Annotated in this window: 18 protein-coding genes and 2 pseudogenes; 3 read left to right on the top strand and 17 right to left on the bottom strand. The window is 35.0% G+C overall.

The window, feature by feature from the left end; genetic code table 11:
* Positions 1-541 precede the first annotated feature (541 nt).
* From AB8U03_RS09710 to AB8U03_RS09675, 8 genes and pseudogenes are all read right to left on the bottom strand, one after another.
* A pseudogene (locus AB8U03_RS09710) lies at positions 542-778 on the bottom strand (transposase); the annotation flags it as partial.
* 242 nt (positions 779-1,020) lie between these two features.
* Complete coding sequence (locus AB8U03_RS09705; protein WP_369704354.1) at positions 1,021-1,677, bottom strand: sigma-70 family RNA polymerase sigma factor; 657 nt, start codon at positions 1,675-1,677, stop codon at positions 1,021-1,023.
* 225 nt (positions 1,678-1,902) lie between these two features.
* Positions 1,903-2,121 (bottom strand): DUF2922 domain-containing protein, encoded by a 219-nt coding sequence (locus AB8U03_RS09700; protein ID WP_369704353.1) that lies wholly within the window; start codon positions 2,119-2,121, stop codon positions 1,903-1,905.
* Between the two features lie 152 nt (positions 2,122-2,273).
* On the bottom strand, positions 2,274-2,498 hold the full coding sequence (locus tag AB8U03_RS09695) for a DUF1659 domain-containing protein (RefSeq protein WP_369704352.1): 225 nt from the start codon (positions 2,496-2,498) through the stop codon (positions 2,274-2,276).
* Positions 2,499-2,629: 131 nt separating this feature from the next.
* Entirely contained in the window at positions 2,630-3,679 is a 1,050-nt protein-coding gene (locus AB8U03_RS09690; protein WP_369704351.1) for a DUF2140 domain-containing protein, read from the bottom strand.
* A gap of 187 nt (positions 3,680-3,866) precedes the next feature.
* Positions 3,867-5,198, bottom strand: coding sequence for a cell wall-binding repeat-containing protein (locus AB8U03_RS09685; protein WP_369704350.1), 1,332 nt, complete (start codon positions 5,196-5,198; stop codon positions 3,867-3,869).
* Positions 5,199-5,374: 176 nt separating this feature from the next.
* Positions 5,375-5,605 (bottom strand): annotated as a pseudogene (locus AB8U03_RS09680) (cell wall-binding repeat-containing protein); the annotation flags it as partial.
* A gap of 449 nt (positions 5,606-6,054) precedes the next feature.
* On the bottom strand, positions 6,055-6,927 hold the full coding sequence (locus tag AB8U03_RS09675; protein ID WP_369704349.1) for an SLAP domain-containing protein: 873 nt from the start codon (positions 6,925-6,927) through the stop codon (positions 6,055-6,057).
* 269 nt (positions 6,928-7,196) lie between these two features.
* Between AB8U03_RS09675 and AB8U03_RS09670 the strand changes: the two genes are divergently transcribed.
* Positions 7,197-8,951 carry a WG repeat-containing protein gene (locus AB8U03_RS09670; protein ID WP_369704348.1) on the top strand — a complete coding sequence of 585 codons (1,755 nt, stop codon included), beginning with the start codon at positions 7,197-7,199 and terminating at the stop codon, positions 8,949-8,951.
* A gap of 54 nt (positions 8,952-9,005) precedes the next feature.
* Here the strand turns inward: AB8U03_RS09670 and AB8U03_RS09665 are convergent, their stop codons facing one another.
* The 3 genes from AB8U03_RS09665 to AB8U03_RS09655 all read right to left on the bottom strand — a co-directional run bounded on the left by AB8U03_RS09665 (position 9,006) and on the right by AB8U03_RS09655 (position 11,854).
* Complete coding sequence (locus AB8U03_RS09665; RefSeq protein WP_369704347.1) at positions 9,006-9,404, bottom strand: hypothetical protein; 399 nt, start codon at positions 9,402-9,404, stop codon at positions 9,006-9,008.
* A gap of 117 nt (positions 9,405-9,521) precedes the next feature.
* On the bottom strand, positions 9,522-10,685 hold the full coding sequence (locus AB8U03_RS09660) for a TolC family protein (RefSeq protein ID WP_369704346.1): 1,164 nt from the start codon (positions 10,683-10,685) through the stop codon (positions 9,522-9,524).
* Between the two features lie 32 nt (positions 10,686-10,717).
* Complete coding sequence (locus AB8U03_RS09655; RefSeq protein WP_369704345.1) at positions 10,718-11,854, bottom strand: TolC family protein; 1,137 nt, start codon at positions 11,852-11,854, stop codon at positions 10,718-10,720.
* Between the two features lie 258 nt (positions 11,855-12,112).
* On the opposite strand from AB8U03_RS09655, the gene AB8U03_RS09650 reads away from it, so the two are divergent.
* A complete protein-coding gene (locus tag AB8U03_RS09650; RefSeq protein ID WP_369704344.1) occupies positions 12,113-13,672 on the top strand; it encodes a cell wall-binding repeat-containing protein in 1,560 nt (519 codons plus the stop codon).
* A gap of 111 nt (positions 13,673-13,783) precedes the next feature.
* On the opposite strand, the gene AB8U03_RS09645 is transcribed toward AB8U03_RS09650, so the two are convergent.
* A complete protein-coding gene (locus AB8U03_RS09645) occupies positions 13,784-14,479 on the bottom strand; it encodes a metallophosphoesterase family protein (protein WP_369704343.1) in 696 nt (231 codons plus the stop codon).
* A gap of 223 nt (positions 14,480-14,702) precedes the next feature.
* Here AB8U03_RS09645 and AB8U03_RS09640 point away from each other — a divergent pair, with 223 nt between their 5' ends.
* Positions 14,703-15,659, top strand: coding sequence for a substrate-binding domain-containing protein (locus AB8U03_RS09640; RefSeq protein ID WP_369704342.1), 957 nt, complete (start codon positions 14,703-14,705; stop codon positions 15,657-15,659).
* A gap of 36 nt (positions 15,660-15,695) precedes the next feature.
* Here AB8U03_RS09640 and AB8U03_RS09635 read toward each other — a convergent pair whose 3' ends face one another.
* The 5 genes from AB8U03_RS09635 to AB8U03_RS09615 all read right to left on the bottom strand — a co-directional run bounded on the left by AB8U03_RS09635 (position 15,696) and on the right by AB8U03_RS09615 (position 19,750).
* A complete protein-coding gene (locus tag AB8U03_RS09635) occupies positions 15,696-16,751 on the bottom strand; it encodes a glycoside hydrolase family 130 protein (RefSeq protein ID WP_369704341.1) in 1,056 nt (351 codons plus the stop codon).
* A gap of 2 nt (positions 16,752-16,753) precedes the next feature.
* Positions 16,754-17,689 carry a DUF1861 family protein gene (locus AB8U03_RS09630; RefSeq protein ID WP_369704340.1) on the bottom strand — a complete coding sequence of 312 codons (936 nt, stop codon included), beginning with the start codon at positions 17,687-17,689 and terminating at the stop codon, positions 16,754-16,756.
* 95 nt (positions 17,690-17,784) lie between these two features.
* The gene (locus AB8U03_RS09625) at positions 17,785-18,450 is read right to left on the bottom strand and encodes an MgtC/SapB family protein (RefSeq protein ID WP_369704339.1); all 666 of its coding nucleotides are present in this window, start codon (positions 18,448-18,450) and stop codon (positions 17,785-17,787) included.
* A 144-nt stretch (positions 18,451-18,594) separates the two neighbouring features.
* Positions 18,595-19,038 (bottom strand): heat shock protein Hsp18, encoded by a 444-nt coding sequence (gene hsp18 / locus AB8U03_RS09620; RefSeq protein ID WP_369704338.1) that lies wholly within the window; start codon positions 19,036-19,038, stop codon positions 18,595-18,597.
* 451 nt (positions 19,039-19,489) lie between these two features.
* Positions 19,490-19,750: a hypothetical protein gene (locus AB8U03_RS09615; protein WP_369704337.1), complete on the bottom strand. Its 261-nt coding sequence runs from the start codon at positions 19,748-19,750 to the stop codon at positions 19,490-19,492.
* Between the last annotated feature and the right edge of the window lie 98 nt (positions 19,751-19,848).

The following is a 19,848-nucleotide window of genomic DNA, read 5'->3' as shown; positions in this document are numbered from 1 at the left end:
TGCTTACATTTGCTACTCCAGGCCGGAAATTCCATCGAATTGTAATTACTATATTTTAATGGGATTATGCACGTGCTCATTATATGAAGGATCATTTACAGAAATAGAGAAAATTCACTAAAAATGGTTGCTGACATACTTGGACACGAATCTTTGGACAGTACAGTAGTTTACGCGAAAATCAATAAAGAACAGCTCTCACAGCTGACTTAGCAATTCAGTGGGCATCTTTGAATCCTAATTATACTAGGTGGTACATATCTAGGCGGCTTGAAACAGTTCATACATTTGCGGTATATGCAGTATCTTTTGATTCAGAAGCACAAATACCTCAGGCCAGAGTTTTTGGAAAGTGCCACGAACGTACAGGCCCTTATATTTACAGGGAAATTGAATAATTCAACAATAGTATTTTTATATCCATCCGTATAACTTCTAGATGTTCTTACCATTTGTAGACACTTTCCTTAATTTTATTATATATCTTCAGTAAATCTATTAATTTATGTCTACACTTTTATACTAACATCATAATTCTTCAAATATACTCAGGAAACATGAAGAGAGTTATGAGATTATCCCAGTTATCTTCCCAGTTTTTTATGGCATTTGGATATTTGGTATCCCATTTTTCTTTCGCAGCCATTAGATTTTCAAGTGTAGTATCTTTATTTACTGCTCCATAAACGGATTTTAAATATTTAGCAAATTCTTTTTTATCCTTATGAGGTATGTATTTCATACTGGATCTTAATTGGTGAATTATACATCTCTGAATTTATAGTTTTTTTAAAATATAAATTCCTGCTGTTTTGAGTTTGTTTTTCAGATATATTATATTTATCATACTTGTAAAAAATTGTGGCTCAGCTATCTGAAATTATTGCCAAGAAAGAGTGATTTTTATTCAGTTTACACAAAATTTTTTATAGGCTTTTAAAATAACGTATCTAGATTTTATTTAAATGAAATCCAGATACGTTTCTCTTCTCAATCATTACTTAATAAATTCTTATAAATTTACTTTTTATTTCGGGTTACAGTCGCCTTTTTTAAATGCTCCATTGCTTTTCTCTTTCTATAAGCTACTGTTCTATAGGGTATTCCCTTTTTTATTCCATATTCCTTTAAATTTCTGTCCTGTACATAATACCAGATTATTATATCTCTTTCTTCTTTGGGAAGTTTCTTTACAGCCTTCCAAAGATCCCCTTGCTGCTGCCTTTTTATCAAGTCTTCTTCAATATTTTCCTCTGAAGCTATCATGCCTATGAGTTCATTGCCATTGCTGTTCACGCTGTGAATACTGCAGCAGCTTAGTTTTTTAACATTATCCCTTATCTTGCAGTAAAAATTTTTTTTAACAGCACTTGCAGCATAGGATGCAAATGGGTGCCTGGAATCCAAGTTATACTTTTGAATGGCCTTTATAAGAGAAACCCTTCCTTCCTGCATCATGTCTTCCATGGTATATCCATTTATATAAAAGGATCTGGCCAGATTTATAATCATTCCATTAAACCTTTCACAGATTTCCCCTGCCGCAGTTTTATCACCATTTTTAGCTCTTATCAGTAGTTCTTCCAATTTAAGTGTTTTCAGTGAATCATAGTCTGTATTGACTTTAATATCAGGATGCTTGTCCATAATAGCATTGGGTTTGAATTTATACACCATATTATTCTCTCCCTAATCTTAAATTTATCCTAAACCTAAGAATCACTTGATAGTCTGTGAATTCTTCATTAGTTTTCCTGAATTTAACTATTTCTGCCAGGTATATATTTCTTGTCTTAAATATTGTATTATAAATTTAGATTTTGGTGATTATATGAAGAATTTGTACAAAACAGATGGATTTAGACAGTAATGTACAATCTAAATCCATCTGCTTATCTGTGCTTATTTCACTTCAAGTTCAGTAGTTGAGCTGTCCAATATATGAGCTGAGTCTATAGATTTTAAATCACCGTTTTTTGAAGTGAATATATTTTTTGCAATAATTGCTTCCATGGCAGTTTTTACTTCCAAATCCGTTATATCTTCTTTTACATTGGCAACTCTTATAGAAGTCTTTTTTCCTTCTTCAGTTAAAAAATTCATAATCAGTGACTTAGACATGAAATCACCCCCTTTTTTCAATTCACAATTTACAGTTCACCATTGACAGTTCACAGTTAAGGAGGATTTTCTTTAGCTGTGTTCCAGAAAATCTACATTATAGATTTTTTGTAGGAAATCCCCTACACTAATTGTGCGTTACTGTTCACTGTTTAAGCGTTTGTTATCCCGCTTTCATCCTGCCTTACAAGTTCATCCAGCGTTTTTCCAAGAAGTTTTTCTATTTCCCTGGCAACATCATAGATATCCTGGGCAGATGCATTTATTTTTATATTTGAAAAGCTCTGCTTTTTAATTATCTCTTTTCCCTGTGCATCCAGACCATCTTTATAGCTTAATACCACTGTGGTCTGCAGCATTGTTGAATTTATGGCCATATTCATCGCCTCCTTTCATACAGTATATATGCTCTTTTTGAAAAGCAGGCAAAAATTTTTTGCAAAAAAATAAAAGCATAAAGATAATTTTCATACTAAAAATCTTCATGCCTTTCCATAAATTAACTTTTCTATTTTTCAATCATATTGGCCAGTATGTCTGCAGATGATGTATCTACGTTTGAAAATACTGCAGCTTTCAGCTGTGCTCTCTCACCAGAGGATAATTTCCCATACATGGCCTTGACACTGCCTTCTGCTGAATAAGGATTGTATGATGGATCCTTCATACTCTCTACCACGGATATCATCTGGGATATAACTGCCTTTTGAGATCCTGTACTGACGGATCCTGAAGCTGCATTTAATCCACTTAGCACCTTGCCAATTGCCTGCTGCCTCTCGCTTGAAGCAGAACTGCTTCCTGATGAGGTATTTGAATTTGAAGTGCCATCAGAATTCAAGGTGCTGCTGTTTTCTACAGCTCCCTGATTTCCGCCACTAATTTTCGTGGGCAAATTTAAATTCTTTATACTGGAATAATTTTTTATTAAATCTCTTATAGAGTCAAGTTTTCCCTTGAGTATATCTTCAATGTTCAACTGCCTTTTTTCCAGCGTAACTAAGAGTTTTTCATTTTTAACACTTAGTGCAGTAATACCTACCGGAAATCCCTTGGTGCTGACCATTATGGAATCCTGTTCAACAGTTGCCGAATTTTTTAATCTACTTTTTAATTTCTCCATCACATAGGATTTTGGTAAAGTAATTTTTCCCACTTTAAAGTACTGGGGAGTGTACTTGATTTTATCACTTTCCTTGAAAATACTTCCCTCAGATGTAAGCAGCACATTAAAATTCTTATAAGTCACCGGTATGTAGAATTTCATATTATCACCGCTAAAATCTGCTTCCACTGCCTTTACCGTAATATCACTACCTCTGTATTCTTTAAAATACAAGGATATAATCTGATTTACTTCATCTTTTGTAAGTTCTGCAGTGCCGCCTGTATCCTGGGCTTTGATTATCTTGTCAAATAACCCTACTGAAAATTTATATTTAGGCGGGCTGTAAGAAGACTGCCAGAAGGCAAGTTTTGCAAAAACAGCTGCTGCCAGAATTAAAACAATAATCACAATTAAAAATATCGGTTTTTTACTTTTCTTCCAATTTTTCATATACTTTCTCCCAAAATTTAAAATATTGAGGCAATATCAATCAATGCCCTAATTTAACTATGTAAATTTGAAAAATAAAATCAACCAAAAGACATATAAGTTATCCAAAAATACATTACTTATTATAGCACATCTTTAGATAACTTATATGTAAATTTAGAATTAATAATGAGATTAATATCTTCCTCTACAGCCCAAATTTGTCTATAAGGGTAAAGCCTTCAGCAGGAGTAATCCCAGAATTTACTATAACACTTTTTAAATTACTTTTCTGGCTTTCTGAAAGTGTATTGTAAAGGGCTTCTATATTTGGAGCATCCTGTTTATAATTATAACTTGAATTCGCCACATATTTACCTATGGAAGTTATTGTATCCGATATTATTTCTTTTTGAGTATCATTAAGTGATAAACTGCTTGAGGTATCTATGGTTTTAAGTTTTTCCAAAGCAGAACTGAAGATATCGTAGTCAGATTGCGAACCATCAGCTCCAGGTGCAGGATTTTCAGGGATCTTTCCATCTAAAATATCCTGAAGTGAACTTACAATACTTTCAGGTACTGCAATAATTCCTCCTATGGCAGTGACTTTAGCATCTTGTGCTGCATTGGCTTTCAGAAAATTTTCTGTCTGAAGGCTCACTGAATTATAGGTCAAAATTATTGGTGAAGCTGTTTTAGCAGCAAGTACAGAAGTTGAAAGTGCATCTGCAAATTCATTTCCCGTAGGTCCATCAGCCTGGACTACATATAAATTGTCAAATTTAATCTTGTCTTTAAAATAGTTAAGGACATTCACGTTGGTTTCGAATCTGTTTTGTCCACTTATTCTTTCAGCTGAAGGAAGCTCAGATACTACATTATCGCTTATAACGGCATTTCCTCCAATTACATAAGAACTTTTTATGGATGATGCATTTTCACTTATATAATTTTTTACTACATCAGGCAGTGAACCAGATCCTGTTAAAAGTATAGGTATATTTTCACTTGCAGCTATGGGTGCTATGGAAAGAGCATCTGCAAAACCATAAGCTGAAGTTACAACTGCATTTGTAACAGTTCCAAGAGCTTCTGCCACTTTTACCGAGGTTTCAAACCTGTCCTGTCCTCCAATTCGCTGAGGATCAAGTCCCATTGTTTTAAGCTCATTTTCTATATCATCCGAAATGGATGCCGTTCCACCTATTTCTATTACATGTTTTGCTTTAAGTCTTGTTATTTCATCTTTAATATCACCATTAAGAGTTTTACTTGTAGTTAAAAGTATAGGAGCTGAATATTTTTTAGCTATAGGTGCGGCACAAAGTGCATCCGGATAATTTTCACCGCTGGCAAGTACTACATAATCCGAAGTGTCCCACCCACTTTGGGATATTTTGCTTGAAGTCTGGTATCTGTCCTGTCCTCCAAGTCTAGGTACATCTGCAAATGCTTTTTGCGGCAATACAATACCTGCAGAGGATACAAAAAATACTCCAAGTATAAATTTTAAAAACATTTTATTTTTTTTAATCATAAGTAACACCTTTCTTTTCAATTCATAATATGTTCTCTATTCTTTATTAACAAAACACAGGGGTCAGCCCGAGCTATGTATTTAAAATTTTGATTAGCTAGTATAAAGTCAACTACCTTTTAAATCACTGATTAAATTTTTACCATATGTCAAGTGTCACACCCAACACTGTAAGTTTAGTTCCCGAATATCCTTTTTTCCTTCAAGAAATCTGCAGCTTCAGAACTTAATGTGTAGTCTGTTATTATCAAAGGGCACTTGCCCCTGGCTGCAAGTGCACCGCCTATCAGGGCATCTGCAAATTCATCGCTTGTAAGTCCATTGCCAAGTGCTGAATAGATATTACCAGAATTAAAATCTGAAGCAAATTCTTTCAATACAGCTATATTGGTCTCGTATCTGTCTGTTTCTGCAAGCCTCTTTGTAGATGGAAGTCAATTTGCAACTAAGTCGATTACTGACATAGTTCCACCTCTGACATAAGTTGAAGTTATCTATAGGTTGTCCTTAAAATATCCTAATATGCCATTTCATGTTTACAATTTTGACATATTTACATTATACTATTGAAATCACTATTTTCCAACAGTTTGTATAAAAGTATTGCTCACTATTTATATTCGTTCATTTTCCAACTTATTTTAGGGGTTATTTGAAATTCACCCAGTGACTGCCATTGATAATGCTTCAAAACAGGCCAATAATCAATGCTGAACTCCTGGATAAATTTTTATAAGGTTCAGATAGGATAATCATTCCTTCATGGAGAAATTGCACCGCACCCAAGAAGCAATTGATAAAAAAACTATGAAATCACTTTTTATAAATTAAAATAACTTCATAGTTTTATAATACTCTATACTCTTTTTATATGTTTGCCGCCATCTATGTTTACCAACTTATAGACTACCGACCAGCCATCTAAAGCTTGATCATTTTCCGGATGGACATCTGTTGGGAATGCAAAATTACATACCTTGGCTCTGTAAGGGTTCACTGTAAAATCCTTCATTATAAAATTTTGCGACTTAACAGCTCTTCTGTTTTTATCAAGTACAGTCATAGGCATTTTATTAATGGTAATTGGCTTGTTTGTAGCATTTCTCATAACTGCTGTTACAAGTATATTTCCATTTGTCTGAAGCCCTACGCTAAAAGTGGATATACTGAATTCTCCTTCTTCCATTTCCGGCAGTTCATCTAAAAACTTGTCAAAAACAAGCTTGTCCTCAACACTTATTTCATCAGGCAGTCCTTCATATCTTGGCCTGACTTTGGAAGTTACATTGAATTCACCATTTAAAACAATTTCCCAATCATCTGCAGGTATTTTATCAACTTTAAGATTTTCCTTTTTAAAATAAAGTTTTACAGGCCTTGCAGAATGAGGTGGAAGTTGTCCTAAAGAGGAGAGATTAAAGGTCTGGGCTGCCAGAGTTTCTCCCTTGGAATTTACAATTAAAAAGGGTATTTTCTGTAGATTTAAATTATATGAAAGTCCGTTTCTAATGTATACTTTAACTTCAACTTTATCTCCTGCATCATAAGCATATACACCTGATACATTGAGCTCTCCTTCTTTTATTGGGGGCAGTTCCTTTATCTCATCTATAAAGATTTCCTTTTGTACATCCGAAACTACATTTTCCTCTTGATCTAAAAGTGAAAGAACAGTTGAAACATATTCTTCACCGTTATTTTCCTTGTCATGCTGTGTTTTTTTAACCATATTATACCTCCAAATTCTTTATAATAACACATTTATCCATACAGTTCTATTGATTATCTTAACTTAATATATCATAACGATTTTATAAAATCAAACGCATTTTTAAACCGTTGATGAGTTAAAAGCAGATAGTTAATAATTAATGAATTTTTTCTTCACCTGCTGCAAAAAGTCTAAAACTTTAGCACAATTCAGGCTGTAAAAAGGATAGTGATTAATTTCTATTAATGGTATAATAACCTAAAAACATATATAAGGAGGGAAGGGTCTTGCAGAGAAATTTTAAAGGATGTTTTGGGATCATACTTGCTTTTCTATTTATCTTCAGCAGCACATTTACATGGAATTCATCAAGAGTAAAGGCAGCAGACAATAAAAAGTATACAATTACAGATTTGGACATATCCGCAGACAATATATACTCATTTCAAAATGGACTTGCAAAATTTAAAGATGGCAATTACTATGGATTAATGGATAAAGAAGGCACAATAAAAACAAAGCCTGAATTTACTTCCATAGGTTCTTTCAAGAACGGATATGCAAAAGTTTCCAAGGGTACGAAGTTTGGTTTTGTAGATGAAAATGGCACAGTCATAGTACAGCCCCAATATGAAGATGAATTGGATTTTTCAGGAGAGGGCCTGGCGGCAGTGAGCACAAATTCAAAGTGGGGATTTGTAGATACTAAAGGCAGCGTTGTTATACAGCCTGAATTTGATGCAGTATACGGATTCCAGCAGGGATTCATGAGAGTAAGAGAAGGTGGAAAATATGGTTTTATAGATACTTCTGGAAATATATTTTTAGACTGTAAATACGATAATGCCTATGATTTTCAAGATGGCTATGCCGCTGTAAAAGTGAACAACTACTGGGGACTAGTAGATACCGAAGGAAATTTTAAAGCTTTTAACTTTGATGAAATAAAATCACCTGTGCTGGGACTTGTTCCTGTAAAAGCTGACGGCAAATGGGGACTTTCCGATATGGATGGCAAAATAGTACTGGAGCCTAAATACAAGGACATATCTTATTTAGGTAAGAATCTGATAAAGGTGTCCAGCGGCGGCAAATATGGCATCATTGACAAAAACGGACGATTGATCCTGGATTTAAGCTATGACAGCATCACACCTATAGGCAATGGTTTATCCCAAATAATCAAAAGCGGAAAATGCGGCATCATAGATGCTTCCGGCAAAATAATTGTCCAGCCTGAACTTGACTGGATAGACAGCTATCAGGAGGGAAAGGCCATTGTAACATCCAACGGCAGATATGGGTTTGTAAATACCAGCGGAGAAATAAAATACAAATCTGAATTTGATAAAATATATGCCTTTAGCGAAGGACTTGCCAGAGTGCAGAAGGGAAAGAAGTGGGGTTTCATAGATGACAAGGGAGATACCGTAATAGAACCTGTATTTGATGATGCCTCGGATTTTAATGAAGGTTATGCGGCAGTGAAAAAAAATACAGGATCTTCAAGTATTGAAGATTCAGGTGATACAGCTCTTATAAAAAAATATATAAAGTGGGGTTATATTGACAGGTTGGGATCTACTTTTATATCCTATGATTTTGACAGTGCTTCCTCTTTTAATGGTGGTACTGCCCTGGTATTAAAAGACAATAAGTGCAGTATTATAAAAAATTCCGATATAAAATTCATGCCAGACCTCACTGCAAAAGACCCTTTTAAGATCTGGAAAATAAAATTCAGCAAATCACTTGATGATAAAGTAACCAAGGATAAAAATGATGACACTGTAATAAACGATATGGATATGACCATGACAGACAACATCAAGGTTACAGACAGCGATGGAAAGTATGTGAATGTGTCCTTTACACTGGAAAATCCAAACACCATAACAATAAATCCACCTTATGACGGATATGAAACTTCCAAGGATTATACCATTACCATATTGAGCAACAATAAATACAATATAAAGGACAAAAACGGAAATACTTTAAAACCTTCTGTTATAGAAATACCATTTTCAATAAGCAACTGATAATTTAAAGGGAACGCACCTTGATTTGTATAAATCTGGATACGCTCCCCTGTTTTACTTCACAGTTATGTTTGCTATGTTTTTATTATCCCTTACTGCCATTACATTAACCTGCATATTCTTATACTTCTTTTTTAAATCCTTGGCATATTTTTGCGCCAGATCCTTTGCTTCCTTATCACTGACACCATCTTTAATTACCATGGTTGCTATAGCCCTGTTGCTTTGCACATATACTTTTCCATTGAGTATGGGCTTTTCCTTCTTGAGCTGTGCAGTCTTGGTTGCATCTTCAGTGATTTTAGGTCCTTTAGTTTGCCCAGAAGTTTGGGTCGTCTTCTTAGAATTATTATTTCCCTGTGCCGATTTATTTCCAAAAGAACAAGCTGTAAAAGATATAACCAGCATCATAATAATTGCAGTAATTCCCAGTGATTTAATTTTGTCTCTCATCAATTATCTCTCCCTATATAACCAATTAATTAAGCTTGGGCAGCCCCTTACTTACGGTTACATTCTATCATATTTACTGGAATTTAACATCTGTCCTTTAGGTTATTCATAAAAAATTTACTTGGAAAGATTATATTGAAGCTGTTCTGAAGCTATCATGTAATTGTCCTGGGCATTTTTCAAATTTATCTTTTCGCTCTGCAGGGCAAGGGCAGCGGAATCCAAATCAACTTCAGTGAGTACTCCTGCTTTGACTTTAGCTGAAGCATTGTCATAATTCATCTGTGCATTTTCAACCTTTATATTTTCCGTTTGCACCAAATCCTCGCTGTTTTTCAGTGAATAATAGCTGTTCCACAAATTGATTTTAAGATTTAATTGTGTATTATAAAGGCTGTTTTGAAGGTTCTGTATGCTGAGGCCTGTATTTACCTCTCCTGTAGCATCATTATAGGAATACTGCTTGTATATGTCCTGCTGAATTTTAAGTATGGCAATATTATTTGTTATCTTTGCCATATCATAGGAATTATTCACTTCATTGTCAATCTGAGACTGAATATTTGAATCATCAAATTTTACAAATTGTTTCGCTGCAGGCAGGACCAAGGTCACATCGGTATTCAAGTCCATGTTTATGGCCTGCTTTATGTTGAGTTCACACTGCTGAAGCTGGGACTTCGGAGTATTAAGAGACGCCTCAAGCTGGCTTTTTTGAACTTGAAGAGACTGAAGGGCATCATTTGTCAGCTGCCCCTGCTGTATTTTGGCATTTGTCTGGGCAATCTGTTTATCCAGATTCGCCAATTGAGCATTTATTGTACTTATCTGATCCTGAGCGCTTACTGCATTTAAATACTGCTGTTCTGTGGAAAATTTCAGGTTCTGCAGTGCATCATCTCTGTCATGTTTTGCATCTTTAATATTTTGTTCATCCTGCTTTGGTGTCACATCTATCTGAATTTTCACAGCTGCATACTGTCCAGCAGGATAATTCACAGGACTTTTATCACTATTTAAAGACGCATTCTGCTGATCCCTGTCAAATTGCCTCTGATAAAGAAGTATCTTCTGATCATACATCTGAATTTCCACATTGTTTTTCTCTATACCGCCCAGCACCCCGTCTAAAGTGAGATCCGCACTGCTGCTATCTGAAGTACTGGCTGCAGCTGCAGCATTAACAGGAGCTGCAACAGCTGTTTCCGCAAAACAGGTGCTTCCCATGCTTAGTACCAAGACTGTGGCAAGTCCAACTATTGCACTTAACTTTTTTTTCAATTTTTTGCCTCCCTACATAATTTAATTTTCTACTAATTGGTGAGTTTTGATGTATCGTCTCCGATGCCGCAGGCAAGATTCAATTTGAGCTGTGCCATCCATATATTTCTTTGAAAGGATTTCAGATCATTTTGTGCAGATTTCAAATTATCTGCCTGGGCGTCAAAATCTATTTTACTCATCACACCTACATTGTATTTTACCCGTGCAGTGTCATAATTTCTCTGCGCCAGATTGAGTGCATCCTTTTTAGAGCTCAGCATTTTTGATTTGTTCTGCAAGTCATTATAAAGGCTGTTTATTTCAATAGGTATATTTATTTTTTCAAGATCAAGAGCATCTCCTGCCTGATCCACATTATACTGTCCAATCTGATTCATATTATCATATTTAGAAGGAAATATTCCCTTTATAACATTGTATTCAAATTTCTTGAGGTTTATATTTTCCTGTGCATTTAAAATTTCCGCCCTATTTTTCAGTGAATCATTTACATAATCATTATAATTTCTTATATAAGGTGATTCTGTAATTTTATCTTTAAGCAGTACATCGTATTTTGTATATATGTCCGTATTCAAAACCTTATTCATCTTCATAACTTCCAAATCGTATTGTCTCTGAGTTTTGTTCAGCTGGGCATTTTCACTATAATAAGATACTTCGGCCTGCTTTACATCTGCCGGCGAAGCCATTCCCAAATTTAATTTCAGCTGTGAACTGTCATATTGTTCTTTTGCAGTTTGAAATTTCTGTTTTTCAAGATCAAGAGCATCTTTTGCATCCATAAGAGTCGTATATTCAGTATATGCAGACAACTTTACCTGATTTTCAGCAACTTTTTCCATATTGGAGTATTTATATATGGAGAATTTTGCTTCTGCGGGAGGGTTCCCTATGCCCTGCATAAGTGTAAGCCTGGTATAACTGTCTAAATTTGAACCTCCTTTATCAAGCTGATCCGCATAACTGCTGGCATTTTTTACTGCCTGATCGTAGGAATTCTGGGCCTGCTGTATTGAAATGTCAGCATTTTTCAATTCATAAGATTCCGTCACTGCAGTATCAATGGAGGCATCAATATCCAAAGTATTTCCCTGGGCAAAAGCCACAGTGCTTGTACAAAAGGTCATCAAAACTGCTGCAGCAAATATTTTTAATTTGTTCATATTTTCCCCCTTTCACATATTAATGTATTGAATTGTTTACTTGATAATCCATTTTTTTGAAAATATATGATAATATTTTCTTAAATGAAGATAATACTTCAATAATGGACTAATTTTACCATAACTATAATTATATTTCCATAGTTATAATTATAATTTTACACAATATGCAGTGTGAATTCCAGGTTTTTCTTATATAGTTTTTTCCACATTTGTGCTAAAATTTAGGTATATACTTTTCAAAGGAGGAAAATACATATGATGAAAAAAATAGTAGGACTAGTTGTAGGTTTGACCATGTTACTTTGTACTTCAGTTCCAGCTTATGCCAAAACTACATATAATGTAACAAGACTTGCCGGCACTGACAGATACAAAACATCTGTAAAAATTGCAACTAGTTTTCAAAGTGGAAATCTGCAAAACATAATACTTGCGAGTGGAAGAGATTTTCCAGATGCACTGGGCGGCAGTGTTCTATCAAAAAAATACAATGCTCCCATACTCTTATTAAATGACAGCATAGATGATAATTCAGATGCTTTCGACTATATAAAGAACCATTTAAGTACTTCCGGAAATATCTATGTTCTTGGGGGAAGTTCATCCATAAGTGAAGACCTTTTAAATTACATCAAACAATTAGGATACCAGAATATTACAAGACTAGGCGGCTCCAACAGATTTGACACCAACAAATCCATAATCAATTCCATGGGTGTAAAAACCGGAACTCCAATAGTACTGGCAAACGGATGGGGATTTGCAGATGCATTGAGCATATCCAGCATAGCTGCATCAAATGGATATCCCATATTCATGGTAAACACGGACAGCCTGCCGGCAGAAACCAAGGACTTGATTTCATCTATAAATCCATCCAAGGTATATGTAATCGGAGGACAAGCTTCTGTGTCTGAATCTGCCATAGATGAGTTAAAATCCCAACTGCCATCTTTAACTGATGATAACATAACAAGGTTGGGCGGAACTACAAGATATGATACATCTATGAGCATATGTAAAAATTTCAATTTTAATTCAAATACAGCAGTACTTGCAAATGGCACAAACTTTCCTGATGCACTTTCAGGAAGCGCACTGGCTGCTAAATTAAATGCACCTATAATTTTAACCGACGGAAGTGATATATCAAATCAAAAAACCTTTATAGATGAAAAAGGATATACGGATATAACCCTCCTTGGAGGAATAAGTTCAATAGATTTACCTGTTGAATATCTGTTAAAAGCTCCTTCAGCAGTGCCACAAGCTGAAAAAGATTATGTAAGCAGTTTAAAAACCTATTGTGAATCTTATGAAAATGAGACTTCCAATACTTTGGATGAATTGAACCAGACCTATAGTGATGCCACTAATACCATGTCAAATCTAGATTCTGCCAGCAGTGTGGATGAAATGCGCCAGTATCTGGATCAGATGATTCAGACACTTCAACAGGGCAGTTCTGATTTGTCAACTTATAAAAATAATCTGACGGTATACAGAGATGCTGTATCCAAGCTGTCAGTACCTGAAGGTCTGGAGACTTTAAACACGCAGTATATAGACAGCATAAATGTCCAAATTAATTCTGTAAATCAGTCTATAGATTACGCAAACAACTGTATAGAGATACTGAATTCCATCGAAGACGGGATAGACACTTTAGATGCCAACAAAATAGAAACTGAATCTCAAAAATTACAAGACCTGAGCCAGGAAATGAGCAGCATTTCAAATGCCCAAGATGGCAATAGCGGAATATACAGTTTATATACAAGGCTTACAGATGCTTTAAATAACTTAAACCAATAGTTTTAAAAGGTATACCCAGCGGTATACCTTTTTTATTTAAAATATTCTGTAAAATATTGTAAGTTTCTCTAGGGTGCTTACGGTCTCTATAAATGTCTCGGGGGACTTAAGTTATTCCATTCCTGTTCTTATGTTGTCAATGCAGGCTTTTAATATACCCTTTTTCTCCATGGCAGCTGCAGTTTTTTCATAATCATAGGTGAATTCTATCATCTCAGCATATACATTTTTATCTTTTACATCCATAATTATATAGGTTCCGTTGGGCCTGCCTATTTTGGGTTTTCCTATGCTTCCGTCATTTAAAAGTATTTTGGAGCCATATTTACTTTCATAAGGTATATGGGTATGAGCACATACCAGAACATCTCCCGTAAAAGCTTCCATAACTTCTTCAGCTTCTTTGGAATCTTCCTTGAGATATTCATTTATGGATCTGGTGCTTCCATGGACAAAGCAAACTTTTTTATTCTGAAATTGAAAATTTATTTCTCTTGGAAGTGTACTCAAGTAGTCTATATTTTCCTCTTTAAGCTCGCCTGCAGCCCAGGGCATACAAAATTCATTTATCCTGGTGTTTCTTATATAATTGAACTCTCTCTCCAGCACTGCTGCATCATAGTTTCCCAGTATATTTAATATGTGATTTTCTCTTACAAACTCTACTACTTCATTGGGATAAGGGCCATATCCTACTAAATCTCCAAGACATACTATAGTGTCTGTCTTCCTCTTTTCTATATTGGAGAAAGCCTCCTTCAGGGCTTCCAGATTTCCATGTATATCAGAAATAACTGCTATCTTCATATTTTTTCCTCCCTCTAAGTCTCACAGGTAATAAAGACTGCTGCTGAAACCAAAAAACATATTTATTATTTATTTTAACATAGTCATTATATTCAGTAAAATAACAAACAGTTTTAAAATGCGCTGCTAAATAATATAAGCACTTCGGGGAAAGTAGCTGAGGTTGTGTTTTTGGAGTATATGTACTAAAATTATTATTAAAATCATATGGAGGTGATACATTATGATAGAGAATACTGCCTTGACTCCACAGGAAGTTGCAGATATGCTGAAAATAGCCAAAAACACGGTATATGAGCTGATAAAAAGAGGAGATCTAAAAGGTTATAAAGTAGGCAAAAAAATTCGAGTGGATACAAAAGATGTTGAAGAATATAAAAACAGAGAAAAAAATAAGGGCAATAATCAGGTTGGCATGCCTGAAAGCCGCAATTTTTCATCTTCAGATACCTTTTACCCGGGAAATAATATGGAAGATGATTTTGTAATCTGCGGCCAGGATGTGCTTCTGGATATATTATCCCGTTATATAGAGATGTGCTCGCCGGGGATTAGAATATTTCGTTCATATGTAGGAAGTTATAATGGATTATTGGGACTTTATATGGGAAAGGTACAGGCGGCTACCGCCCATTTATGGGATGGAGACTCCGGTCAATACAACATACCTTTTGTAAGAAGGCTGATCCCTGGTATCCCCACTGTTGTAATTCACTTGGCCTGCCGGATACAGGGCTTTTATGTAACAAAGGGAAATCCTAAAAATATTCAGGGCTGGGAGGATTTTGAGAGACCGGATATCAACTTAATAAACAGGGAAAAAGGATGCGGCACCAGAATTCTCCTTGATGAACATTTAAGACTGCTTAAAATTAATGGCAAAGACATAAGGGGTTATAACAACGAGTGTCTCTCCCATCTGGCCGTAGCCAGTACCGTAGCCAGAGGAGATGCAGATGTAGGACTTGGAAATGAAAAAACCGGACTGCAGGTTCAAAATATAGATTTCATACCTCTCCAAAAAGAAAGATATGAACTTGTAATAAAAAAAGAGGATATGGATAATCCTCCTTTCAAATCAATAATTGAAATACTGCAGTCCGACAAATTCAAGCAGGAGCTTTCAGGCATTGGTGGATACGATCTTACTGAAACAGGAAATATAATAGCAGAACTATAGATCTACTTTTTACTTAAAAGGATATATATTCAGCTGTTATACCAATGTATTTAAAATATCCTCCACACTTGTAACTGCAAGCCCGATAGAATTGTCTGATATTCCATAATATATATACAGTTTTTTCTGCCTTTTTACAGCGCCACAGGGGAAAATCACATTTGAAAAAAATCCTCCTGTTTCATAATCCTCCTGGGGCTTAAGAAGAGGTTTTTCACTGCGGGCAATGATTTTTGAGGGACAGTTCATATCAAGCAAAAGTGCTCCCATACTATAATGCTCCCTTTCATCTACTCCATGATACAGCTCCAGCCAGCCTTCATCCGTTTTTACGGGTGGTATTCCCGCCCCTATTTTTTTAGAATCCCAAAAACCTTTTCTATTACATGCCAGAACTTTATGGTTCCCCCAATAAAGGAGGTTGTCAGATTCTGATATCCATATTACGGGATCACCCGTACTTTTTGATACTGGCCTGTTCAAGGCAAAATACCTGCCATTTATTTTTTCCGGGAAAATCACCACATCCTTATTTTCCGTACCAAAAATATTGCCAAGCTTTTTACAGTTTTTAAAGTCAGAAGTCACAGCCAGGCCGGTAACTATGCCATATGGAGATACTGCACTGTAGGTTATATAGTAGCTGCCATCTATTTCAGTTATTCTTGGATCCTCGATTCCAAAACTCTCATATTCATTTCCCGGATAGATAAAGGGCCTGCTATCTATTTTAAAGTTCACTCCATCTGCACTTCTGGCAAGTCTTATATGGGACATAGATGTAAGACAGGCAAAATCATAGGGACTTCCTTTTTCTTTAATTACCCTGGAATCACTGAAATCATATCTGCTATCCCCTTTATCTACATTCAAAATTTTCAAAAGGCCGCTTTGCCTATCAATAACAGGAACTTTTATATAATCATTGCCGCTGTCCATAAATCTTTCTGCAATTCTCATGGCAAGTATTATCTCCCCTTTGTACCGGGCTGCTCCCGGATTAAATACACCTATAATTTCAAAATCCTCATTGGAGGGATTTACATCTTCACAAGTTATAATGGGGTTGGACTCATGCCTTTTTATACCCATTCTTACACTTCCCCTTTTTTATTCATATAATCGTAAAAAGGATTGTCTATTTCAATAGTCTGAGCTTCAATATCACTTATGCCTGCATATAAAACCGCCTTTTTATTTTTAAATGCCAGACCTCCGCTGAATACAACATCATACAGGCTCTCATCCTTGCTTGGTCCAGGCAGAAAATCCTCCCTGGCTGCAATTATCTTTACATCTTTATAAATCATGGAATTCATATCCAGTACAAAAGTCATGGAATAATAATGTTTCATTCCATTTTCATCCATTTTGGCTATGTGTCCAAGCAACCCTATATTGTCTTTGTCAATAGGATATATGCTGTTTATTCCCCCCCACTCATCATCATTTAAAAAGTCATTTAAAATAGGGGCATCCTCAATAACTCCCATACTCAGATCGTTCAGCCTTCTAATCTTTATAAATCCTATCTTTCCCCTTCCACCCTTGGCTCCCTGAGGACGGGTTAAAACACCTATACTTCCATCTTTAAGTTCGGCTATACGTAAATCTTTCATACCGTCAGGACCCACAAAGAAAAGTTTAAGGTGAAAAATATCCCTTCCCTTATACATTATAGTTCTCCATATAAGATTATAGGGGTTGTTTATATTACTAAATATCTCCACACCTCCTACTACTATTTCATCCCCTATTCTGGTGAAAAAGGGATCCTCCAGCTCCATAATAGGTGATTCCACTATATGGCACCAGGCATTCTCATACTTTTCGAAAAACAACACCATGGAATCCCTGCCCATTTTGGACTCAACCCTTCCAGCTATTACAATCCTGCCATTATTTAAAAAAGGAGCTGTTATATTATACACATCCTTGTTAAATATTCCTATAAAGTTTACTCTTTTCGCTGTTTTTTTAGTTCTTATTCTCTTGTGTTCTTTTAACAATTTATCACAATTAATAATCATATACTCCACACCTTCTTTACATAACCGGTGTATAACCGACAACACCCAGTCTTAATAATAATATTATTATGTGTTTTTTATTATATACTACTATATTATTCTACATTTACATTTTTTACATAGGGTATTTTTAAAAGACTTACCATAATTTTTTTCATTTCATTCTGATTTCTGCTGTACATCCTAAAGGTAAGCCTTGTTTCCAAGTCCTTGTCAATTTTATTATGATGTCTGTTTACCTGTATATTGGATATTTTTACTTTTGAATTTTTCAAGGTATCCAGTGCAGGATTGATTCCTTCTGCCGAGAGATCTGCCTTGCCAATGGAATAAGTAACATTTTTCTGAAACTTATTAAATATTCCAAGCCCTATAAGTATAAGCACAGTCGCACTGACGCCGGGAATATACATGCCTGCACCAATTGCTATACCAATACCTGCAGTAGCCCATAAACCGGCAGCAGTGGTCAATCCTCTTACAAATTGATGCTCTACTATTATAGTGCCAGCTCCAAGAAATCCAATTCCGCTTACAACCTGGGCAGCTATTCTGCTTGGATCCAAGGAAACTGAAGGTGTATTTACCAAATCCCCAAAACCATATTTAGATACCAGCATAATAAGTGCACTTCCCACTGCCACGACAAAATGAGTCCTAAGCCCTGCTTCCTTGAAGTGGCTTCTTCTCTCAAAACCTATTAAAGCTCCCAGTACTCCTGAAAGGACCAATCTAAGTATCATTTCCCACTGATTATTCATAAAATCACCTCTTGTACTTATACTTATATGAAAGAAAATAAAAAATAAACCCCTTAATCAAATCATTTTATTTAACATCCTATAATATTTAATTATAACATAAAAAAAATAGCACTGTGAAATTAATCACAGTGCTGTGATATATTAGTTAATGTCAATTTTTTTACTTTCATTTTTACGTTTCTCAGATTTTGGAAGGTCTACCTTCAGAACTCCATCTTTAAAAGATGCACTGATGTTTTTGTCATCTACATTGTCAATGTAAAAACTTCTTCTAAATTCTCCATAATTTCTTTCACGTCTTACAAAATTTTCTTTTTTATCTTCTTTGGAATCTTCTCTTTTTGCAGATATAGTCAAATAATTATTTTCAAAGCTTAAATTTACAGCATCTTTATTTACTCCAGGAAGATCTGCTTCAACTACGTAAGAATTATCATTTTCTTTAAGGTCAACTTTAAAATCCTTGCCAAAACCATTTATACCAATAGGTGAAAAATCATTATTGAAAAAAGATTTTATGAATCTGTCAAATTCATCACCTCTGCTTAAAGAATTATCTCTTCTGAATGGAATCATATCGAACATAATAAACAACCTCCTTGTAAGCTATCATAATATATTTTCTATTCTTCTGAATTACTTTCTGTATCGGTAATCCTTATTACAATTATTATAATACAACAAAGGTCAAAGAAAGTCAAAGTCTAAAAAATACAGTTTTGCTTTAAAACTATCAGCCATTAAAAGCAATAACCATATAATTTAGTATAAACACTATATTTGAAAATAAACTGTATATATTGATGCTTTTCTGATAGTTCCTAGAAAAAATGAAAAAATTTAAATTTAATAAACAAAAACAGCCTTTTAAAGGGCTGTTTCTTATAATAAGATTATTTTATCCGGTGACTATTATTGCTTATTGCTAAACTCCCACAAGTGGACAGGCAAATACTGCGCCCCTGGATAATTTCTTTTAAGGTTAAGGTACGAAAAAGTATTCCTTATGACCCAAACTTCCACCTGAACCCAGGAATCACTTGATTGCTCTAATCTGCTCAATTACCGCTTCATGTTCATCTACTTTTTCAGTTAATTTTGTTACTTTTCCCTGAATATCCGAAAGTATGTATGTCATTTTATCCTGTTCTGCTCTTGTCACTTTGATGTTTTCCTCCAAGGATCTCTGAATTAAATACATTTCATCCAGCTTTCTTTCCATGCTGTCCTGCTTACCTTCCATGTTATCCAGCTTTTGCAGGACAAGTTCAAACATCTGTTTTGCCTCTTTATCCAAACTTTTCACCACCAATAAACATATTGTTCTTTTTATTATAACATTTATAAGGCTGCATTTAAATATCAAATCAAGCTTTCAATTACCGGCAAGCAGCT

Source organism: Clostridium moutaii (assembly GCF_041205085.1).
GTDB lineage: Bacteria > Bacillota > Clostridia > Clostridiales > Clostridiaceae > Clostridium_B > Clostridium_B moutaii.
Note: the sequence above shows the minus strand (reverse complement) of the source record. Positions and strands in the feature narration are given on the sequence as shown.

What these genes read in the sequence shown, in the direction of transcription:
- AB8U03_RS09705 (WP_369704354.1), bottom strand. Translation starts at nt 1,677, where the DNA reads ATGGTGTATAAATTCAAACCCAATGCTATTATGGACAAGCATCCTGAT.
- AB8U03_RS09700 (WP_369704353.1), bottom strand. Translation starts at nt 2,121, where the DNA reads ATGTCTAAGTCACTGATTATGAATTTTTTAACTGAAGAAGGAAAAAAG.
- AB8U03_RS09695 (WP_369704352.1), bottom strand. Translation starts at nt 2,498, where the DNA reads ATGGCCATAAATTCAACAATGCTGCAGACCACAGTGGTATTAAGCTAT.
- AB8U03_RS09690 (WP_369704351.1), bottom strand. Translation starts at nt 3,679, where the DNA reads ATGAAAAATTGGAAGAAAAGTAAAAAACCGATATTTTTAATTGTGATT.
- AB8U03_RS09685 (WP_369704350.1), bottom strand. Translation starts at nt 5,198, where the DNA reads ATGATTAAAAAAAATAAAATGTTTTTAAAATTTATACTTGGAGTATTT.
- AB8U03_RS09675 (WP_369704349.1), bottom strand. Translation starts at nt 6,927, where the DNA reads ATGGTTAAAAAAACACAGCATGACAAGGAAAATAACGGTGAAGAATAT.
- AB8U03_RS09665 (WP_369704347.1), bottom strand. Translation starts at nt 9,404, where the DNA reads ATGAGAGACAAAATTAAATCACTGGGAATTACTGCAATTATTATGATG.
- AB8U03_RS09655 (WP_369704345.1), bottom strand. Translation starts at nt 11,854, where the DNA reads ATGAACAAATTAAAAATATTTGCTGCAGCAGTTTTGATGACCTTTTGT.
- AB8U03_RS09650 (WP_369704344.1), top strand. Translation starts at nt 12,113, where the DNA reads ATGATGAAAAAAATAGTAGGACTAGTTGTAGGTTTGACCATGTTACTT.
- AB8U03_RS09645 (WP_369704343.1), bottom strand. Translation starts at nt 14,479, where the DNA reads ATGAAGATAGCAGTTATTTCTGATATACATGGAAATCTGGAAGCCCTG.
- AB8U03_RS09640 (WP_369704342.1), top strand. Translation starts at nt 14,703, where the DNA reads ATGATAGAGAATACTGCCTTGACTCCACAGGAAGTTGCAGATATGCTG.
- AB8U03_RS09635 (WP_369704341.1), bottom strand. Translation starts at nt 16,751, where the DNA reads ATGGGTATAAAAAGGCATGAGTCCAACCCCATTATAACTTGTGAAGAT.
- AB8U03_RS09630 (WP_369704340.1), bottom strand. Translation starts at nt 17,689, where the DNA reads ATGATTATTAATTGTGATAAATTGTTAAAAGAACACAAGAGAATAAGA.
- AB8U03_RS09625 (WP_369704339.1), bottom strand. Translation starts at nt 18,450, where the DNA reads ATGAATAATCAGTGGGAAATGATACTTAGATTGGTCCTTTCAGGAGTA.
- hsp18 (WP_369704338.1), bottom strand. Translation starts at nt 19,038, where the DNA reads ATGTTCGATATGATTCCATTCAGAAGAGATAATTCTTTAAGCAGAGGT.